Annotated in this window: 8 protein-coding genes; 1 reads left to right on the top strand and 7 read right to left on the bottom strand. The window is 57.5% G+C overall.

Going from position 1 to position 6,754, the window contains the following annotated elements; genetic code table 11:
- Positions 1-198: 198 nt before the first annotated feature.
- The 7 genes from PMI30_RS03905 to PMI30_RS03935 form a co-directional block, all read right to left on the bottom strand.
- Positions 199-522, bottom strand: coding sequence for a hypothetical protein (locus PMI30_RS03905; RefSeq protein WP_008013944.1), 324 nt, complete (start codon positions 520-522; stop codon positions 199-201).
- Positions 523-1,138: 616 nt separating this feature from the next.
- A complete protein-coding gene (locus tag PMI30_RS03910) occupies positions 1,139-1,468 on the bottom strand; it encodes a hypothetical protein (protein WP_008013941.1) in 330 nt (109 codons plus the stop codon).
- A 488-nt stretch (positions 1,469-1,956) separates the two neighbouring features.
- Entirely contained in the window at positions 1,957-2,364 is a 408-nt protein-coding gene (locus PMI30_RS03915; RefSeq protein ID WP_008013939.1) for an SEL1-like repeat protein, read from the bottom strand.
- The gene (locus PMI30_RS03920) at positions 2,365-2,736 is read right to left on the bottom strand and encodes a hypothetical protein (protein ID WP_007898892.1); all 372 of its coding nucleotides are present in this window, start codon (positions 2,734-2,736) and stop codon (positions 2,365-2,367) included.
- On the bottom strand, positions 2,733-3,074 hold the full coding sequence (locus PMI30_RS03925) for a helix-turn-helix domain-containing protein (protein ID WP_008013937.1): 342 nt from the start codon (positions 3,072-3,074) through the stop codon (positions 2,733-2,735). The genes PMI30_RS03920 and PMI30_RS03925 overlap by 4 nt, the downstream gene beginning before the upstream one ends.
- Positions 3,075-3,185: 111 nt before the next feature.
- A complete protein-coding gene (locus tag PMI30_RS03930; protein ID WP_008013936.1) occupies positions 3,186-3,641 on the bottom strand; it encodes a YkvA family protein in 456 nt (151 codons plus the stop codon).
- 294 nt (positions 3,642-3,935) lie between these two features.
- On the bottom strand, positions 3,936-4,649 hold the full coding sequence (locus tag PMI30_RS03935) for an FKBP-type peptidyl-prolyl cis-trans isomerase (RefSeq protein ID WP_008013934.1): 714 nt from the start codon (positions 4,647-4,649) through the stop codon (positions 3,936-3,938).
- Positions 4,650-4,918: 269 nt separating this feature from the next.
- Here PMI30_RS03935 and PMI30_RS03940 point away from each other — a divergent pair, with 269 nt between their 5' ends.
- A complete protein-coding gene (locus PMI30_RS03940) occupies positions 4,919-6,751 on the top strand; it encodes a di-heme-cytochrome C peroxidase (RefSeq protein ID WP_008013933.1) in 1,833 nt (610 codons plus the stop codon).
- Positions 6,752-6,754: the final 3 nt, after the last annotated feature.

Here is a 6,754-nt window from a genome sequence, read left to right as displayed (position 1 = left end):
GCATAATCTGTAGGAGCTGCCGAAGGCTGCGATCTTTTGATCTTGCTCTTATGTGGCGAGGGGGCTTGCCCCCGTTCGACTGCGCAGCAGTCGCCAAACCAAGCCCCGCGGTGTACCTGAAAAATCCGGAATGCAGGTTTTGGGGCCGCTCCGCAGCCCAACGGGGGCAAGCCCCCTCGCCACAAAAACCACTCGGCTCTAGTCCGAAGCCCGAGCCCGCAACCGCCGCCCAATCACATCCAGCACATCACAGCCATCGCGCAGTGGAATGGCGCAGAGCAAGGCAAAGTCGCTGAGTATCGTCGAATCACACTCGACCGAGCCGCGCATGGACAGGTTTTCGAGCACCTGCGTTACAGCACGAATCCGGTAGCTGGCGACCTCGGTCAAAACATCGAGCGGCGCGTGGGTATCGACGAACAGCGTAGGCATGTCGTTGCAGTTGCTGGTGAGCGCCATGAAGCGGCTTTTGGGGTGGGGAATTGGTTTTTCGTAGGGTGGATCAGGATGAAGTGTTGGCATTTGAGACCTTCCGATGAAAATGGGAGCTGCCAAAAACCTTCCTACAGGCTTGGGTGGCAGCTATACGCGGGGTAGGAATACCGAGCATCGGAAACTCGACCACGCCGAAGCGTGCCCGCGCACAGCCGCCGTAACGGATCTTACGGACGCCCATTGACGGCCGCAAATCAGGTTTCGACGCTTGCGCATTACCGATGCAAATACAGGGTTCCTACACCCCACCACTGAATTTTCAGTGACCATCAAAGGCTATCGGGTGAACTCATTCCGCACCAGTTCATGCAAACCGCTACAACTTGAAGGAAATCTCCGATGGATCTGCCCGGCAATAAACGCGCGAGACTTTGCGGGGGATCGATCAGGAAAGAAGTCAGTAAAGGATGATGTTGATGTAGGGGGATTCGCTAAAAAGCGATCAACTAAATTACCAAGCAGGCAAAAACGCAAACGTGGCGGGAGGTTGCCCTCACGCCACGTTCGTTTGTCAGCCATGCAATGGGTTAATTTGCATTTGTGTCATTCGCAATATCCACAAACGACACAATACCTGTAGGAGCGAGGCTTGCCCGCGAAGAGGCCCGCTCAGGCACCGCAAATTTCCAGGACTAATCCGTCGCTAGGCATCGCCCGAAGCCAGCGCCCGCAACCGCCGCCCAATCACATCCAGCACATCACAGCCATCGCGCAATGGAATGGCACAAAGCAAGGCAAAATCACTGAGGATCGTCGAATCACACTCGACGGAGCCGCGCATGGACAAGTTCTCAAGCACTTGGGTGACAGCACGAATTCGATAGCTGGCAGCGTCATACAAAACATCGAGCGGCGCATGGGTATCGACGAACAGCGTGGGCATGTCGTTGCAGTTGCTGGTGAGTGCCATGAAGCGGCTTTTGGGGTGGGGGATTGGTTTTTCGTAGGGTGGATCAGGGGTAATTGCTGTCATTGTTTAATTCCTAACGTATGGATTGGAGCCGCCAGAAATCACTTCCACGCAATAGGTGGCGGCTGTACGCAGGTGTGGAAGACCAGGACGTTAGGCACCTGGCGCACTCGAAAGCGCCCCGCGCACAGCCACCATAAAACACAGACGATAAAAAACGCCGAACTGGTGGCGCTTGATGCGCCTAACGATAGAAGGGCTTCCACGCCCTGTCACTGAATTTGCAGTGACAACCCGAAGACTATCGATGGAGCGCATCGCGCACCAGTTCATGCAAACCGCTACAACTTGAAGGAAATCTCCGATGGATCTACACAGCAATAAACGCGCGAGACTTTGCGGGGAATCAATCAGGAAAGAAGTCAGGAAAGGATGATGTTGATGTAGGGTAATTCGCCAATGATCACTCCATTAATCAACAAGCAGGCAGAAACGCAAACGTGGCGGGAGGTTGCCCTCACGCCACGTTCATTTGTCAGACACTTAATTGCTTAATCCACAGAACCGCGGGACGCCAACTCTTTCAATTTGAGTTCGGCCAACGGATGCCCGGCCTTCGCCGCCATTTCCCACCAGCGAGCCGCTTCAGCCGGATCCGGCGCCTTGCTCGGCGTACCGGCCAGGCTGATCACGCCAACCTGATAGGCCGCCTTGCCATCCCCCGCCAATGCAGCCAGACGCAGTAGTCGCACACCCTCCTCGCGTGCCCCAAGACCGACACCGCGAAAGGTCAGAATGTGGCCATAGAAGCTCTGGGCGCCGACATCACCCAGGTTCGCCATACGCGCGAACTGGCCCTCGAGCCAACTCCAGCCTCGCGGCTGACGCACAAACCACGACCAGTGGAACAACCGGCGGGCCAGCCAGTAACTGGCCCGCGCCTTGAGTCGTAAAAACACTCAGGCTTCCGCCGACTCGGGGTATTCGTATTCGAACACCCGCACCACTTCCGAGGCATGCCAGGACGCGGCAGCCACGCCATCGGACGGTCCGGAGAAGCGCCCGAGGCGCTCGACACATTCGAAGAAGCCGGTGCGCGGCAAGCGACTCGCGCCCTGGCTGATCACCAGCGAGCTGCGCAACGGCTGCTCCGCTCTGGCATCCAGCGCGGCAAGGTGCTCAAGGGCTGCGGTCAAGGTTTGCATGGCCGGCGTGGGTAGCTGCAAACGCTCCAGCAACGCCCGATAAGTCAAAAGATGGCGCTGACGACGCGCCTGATCCAGCTCCCCCAGCAATCCGTCCCAATGTTGACGACTGATGCGTACGCTCACGATTCATCCCTCCATCCTGGCACCGTCAATTCCCAGGCGAGGCTGCGGCGAATAGCAGCGTCAGGTTGACGCTCACCGCTTTCGATCAAGGCGAGATATGACGGGCTGATGCCTACCGTGCGGGCCAGCGCCTCAATGGCGATGCCCTTCCCTTCGCGCAAATTGCGTAGTTGATCCAGACCCGGAAGAATCTGGTCTGGTGCCGCCGCGGGAGGCACTGTGGCCTCGTGCGATGGTTGTTGCTTGATGCCTGCTGCTTTCAGTAGAGCCTGATACTGAGCCCATGGCAGAACCGCATATTCGGGTTCGCCTTCGCGTGTAATTATCTGAATATCCATGACTACCCCGTAGGACAACGACACTTAGCGAGTCGGCGCTTTTCCCTAGAAGTGTAATCCTAACAGCGGCCAAGGTCGCGGGGGTATGAATATGGATGATCCTGAATCGGTTCAGGTTTTTTTCGGGCCCTGAAGTTGCAGTTGTTCCGGGGTATCGGGCAGGCGTTCGACCACTGCGAGCTTTTCCGGCAGCTGACGCTTGCGCCAGGCCCGAAAGGCGTTGAGTTCGTCATCGAGAACTTTCATCAACCAGGCCAGCACGGCAATGTCGTCGAGCATGCCGAATACCGGGATGAAGTCCGGGATCGCATCCACCGGGCTCAGGAAATACATCAGGCCGGCCACCACCGAGACCAATGCCTTGGGGCTGATGGCCCGGTACTCGCCACGCCAGTAGGCCAGGCAGAGTGCCTGTAACAATCGCAGATCATCTTTGAGTTTACCCAGGCGATTGCCCTGGCTCGCGCCTTTACTGGCAACAGCGAACAGCAGGGTCGGCAAACGACCACGGGCGAGCAGGCGTCCGGCCAGAGGCAGAAAACGAGCGAAATTCCAGGGTGCTTTCATCATTTTCTCCCACTGAAATGTTATCCACACAAATTGTGGATAACCTTGTGAACAGAGCTGCATTTCATCGCTGAAAGCCCCGTTTCATAAGGGCCTGACTCAGATCGGGCGTTTTTTACTCACATAAAAAAACCCAAGATTTCATTGACTTGGCGCCTTAGCCCGTCTAGCTCTGGCGTCCTCACTGGCTATGACTCCAGCGTACCGCATCCGTTCGCCTTGTTTACCTTCGCTGAACGCCAGATGCAACAACGCCCCGCATAAGCGAGGCGTTGTTTTAAGAGCAGACGCTGATTACTTGGTAGCGTCTTGTTTTGCTGGATCCTTGATGGCCAGCAGCTCCAGGTCGAATACCAGCACCGAGTTGGCTGGGATCGCCGGGCTTGGGCTTTGGGCGCCGTAAGCCAGTTCGCTAGGGATGTACAGTTTGTACTTCTCGCCAACGTGCATCAGTTGCAGGCCTTCGACCCAACCCGGAATCACACCGCTGACCGGCAGATCGATCGGGCTGCCGCGCTCGACGGAGCTGTCGAAAACGGTGCCGTTGGTCAGTTTACCGGTGTAGTGAACAGTCACTACGTCGGTCGGCTTGGGCTGAGCGCCATCGGCCTTCTGGACCACTTCGTATTGCAGGCCGGAAGCGGTGGTGGTGACACCGGCTTTCTTACCGTTCTCTTCGAGGAATTTCTTGCCGGCGGCTGCCGACTCTTCGCTCATCTTGGCCAAACGCTCTTCAGCACGCTTTTGCAGTGCTGCGAAGGCTTCAACCAGTTCTTCATCCTTCAGCTTCTGTTCTTTCTTGCCGACGGCATCTTCGATGCCTTGGGCCACGGCTTTGGAATCCAGGTCATCCATGCCTTCCTGAGCCAGGCTTTTGCCCATGTTCAGGCCGATACCGTAGGAAGCTTTTTGCGCCGGGGTTTTCAGCTCTACGCTGGTCTGCGAATCACAACCCGCAAGTACCAGGCCAACCAGGGCCACCGCCGCCGCCAACCGATGCTGTTTCATGCTATTTCCTTGTTCATGCGCCTAAAGGGCAATCGAGTAAAGCCGCGAGCTTATCAGGCCGCCACGACCAATGGCTACCGGCATGAGAGCAGGAAACGCCTGATAAGTTCAGGTGTTTAAACGCATTTCGGCAATAGATGGATGAAGCTTCTGTCATCTGCCTCCCACAGACTCGGGTACCGGTTCCCACAGCCTCTGGCGTAATGGCCTCTTGCCGCACTTCGTCAGCTGAGGCATAAGAGAGCTACAAATTGACAAGGATGTTTATCTTGCGCCTCATATTCCGTTTACTGATGCTGATCGCAGTACTGCTGGGGCTTGGCCTCGCCGTGGTGCTGTACTATGTCGCCAACCCGAAATTGCCTGCCTGGTCACCGGCGCAACAGGTGAATTACCTGGAGCAATGGAGCGCCGCCGACCGCCAGGCTTACTATTTCACGCCCCAGGGTACCCAGGTCAAAGGCTTGCGCTATGACTGGTTCAACGCCCTGGAGTTGCCCTTCTCGCAAAAACGATTCGCCGCACCCGAATACCTCGCACGCTTTGGTTTTCTGATCGACCCGAGCCAGAAAGCCACGCCGAACAACCCTGGTAACCTGCCCGTTGGTTTTGCCCGTCATCAAAACCCCGGCAGCCAGGACGAGTATCTGGACATCACTTGCGCTGCCTGCCATACCGGCGAATTACGCTTCAATGGCCAAGCCGTGCGCATCGACGGCGGCTCGGCCCAGCATGTATTGCCGTCCAGCGTTCCGACCCTGCGTGGCGGCAGCTTCGGCCAGGCACTGGTGGCCAGCCTCGCCTCGACTTACTACAACCCCTGGAAATTCGAACGTTTCGCCCGCAACGTTCTGGGTCAGGACTACGACGCACGTCATCAACAGCTACGCCAGGATTTTAAAGTCTCACTCGATACCTTCTTGAAAGTGGCCTGGAACGACACTCATCGCGGCCTCTACCCCACCGAAGAAGGCCCCGGCCGCACCGACGCCTTCGGACGCATTGCCAACGCCAGCTTCGGCGATGCGATTTCACCCGCCAACTACCGCGTGGCCAATGCTCCGGTGGACTACCCGCAACTGTGGGACATGTGGACCTTCGACTGGGTGCAGTGGAACGGTTCGGCGCAGCAACCGATGGCCCGTAATATCGGCGAAGCCTTGGGTGTGGGCGCCACGCTGAATTTCTTCGACAGCAGCGGGCAACCGCTCAAGGGCGACGATCGTTACCCGTCCAGCGTCCGGGTGCGCGATCTGCACCGGATCGAAGAAACCCTGCAACGACTCAAACCGCCTGCCTGGCCGGAAGCCCTGCTGGGCAACATCGACAAGCCCTTGGCCGCAAAAGGCCGCGAACTATTCGCTGAAAACTGCGCCGGGTGCCACGTACCCCGCGTCTCCCAAAGCGATGGCAGGGCAGTGCAGCATCTGAAATTGCTGCCTGTGGCGTTGATTGGCACAGACGCCGGCGCCGCCAACAACATCGCCGACCATCGCTTCGATTTGACGGCCTTGCAGTGGGATCCGGCAGAGCTTGCGCAACTGGACGTACAACTGCATCCCAAACCCACAGAACCATTGGATATGAGCCAGTTGTCAGTGGCCAAGGGACTCGCTTATGTCACTGCTTTCGTGAGCAAGCAGGCCTACCGCGAAGCCAATGTGACACCCGCGGAGCGCCCGAACCTGGACGGATTCGGCCTGCCGATCGGCGTTCAAGAGTTGCGTAGCTACAAAGCCCGACCTTTGGCGGGCGTCTGGGCCACGCCGCCGTTTCTGCACAACGGTTCGGTACCGAGCCTTTATCAATTGCTCTCGCCACAAAGTGAACGCGCGACCACGTTCTACAAAGGCACCTTCGAATACGACCCTAAACACTTGGGTTATCGCACCGAAGCCTTCACCAACGGTTTTGTGTTCGACACGCGCATTACCGGCAATCACAACAGCGGCCACGAGTTCCGCGCAAGCGAACGCGGTAACGGCGTCATTGGTCGTTTGCTGCAACCGGAGGAACGCTGGGCGCTGCTGGAATACCTGAAAGTATTGGGTGGCCCGATGGAGTCGCAATTGCCAGACCGCCGCCTCAGTCAAAAGGATTGATCC

Origin of the sequence: Pseudomonas sp. GM50 (assembly GCF_000282375.1) — a bacterium.
Classification (GTDB): Bacteria; Pseudomonadota; Gammaproteobacteria; order Pseudomonadales; family Pseudomonadaceae; genus Aquipseudomonas.
The sequence above is the reverse complement of the archived record's forward strand: the minus strand, read 5'-3'. Positions and strand labels throughout refer to the sequence as shown.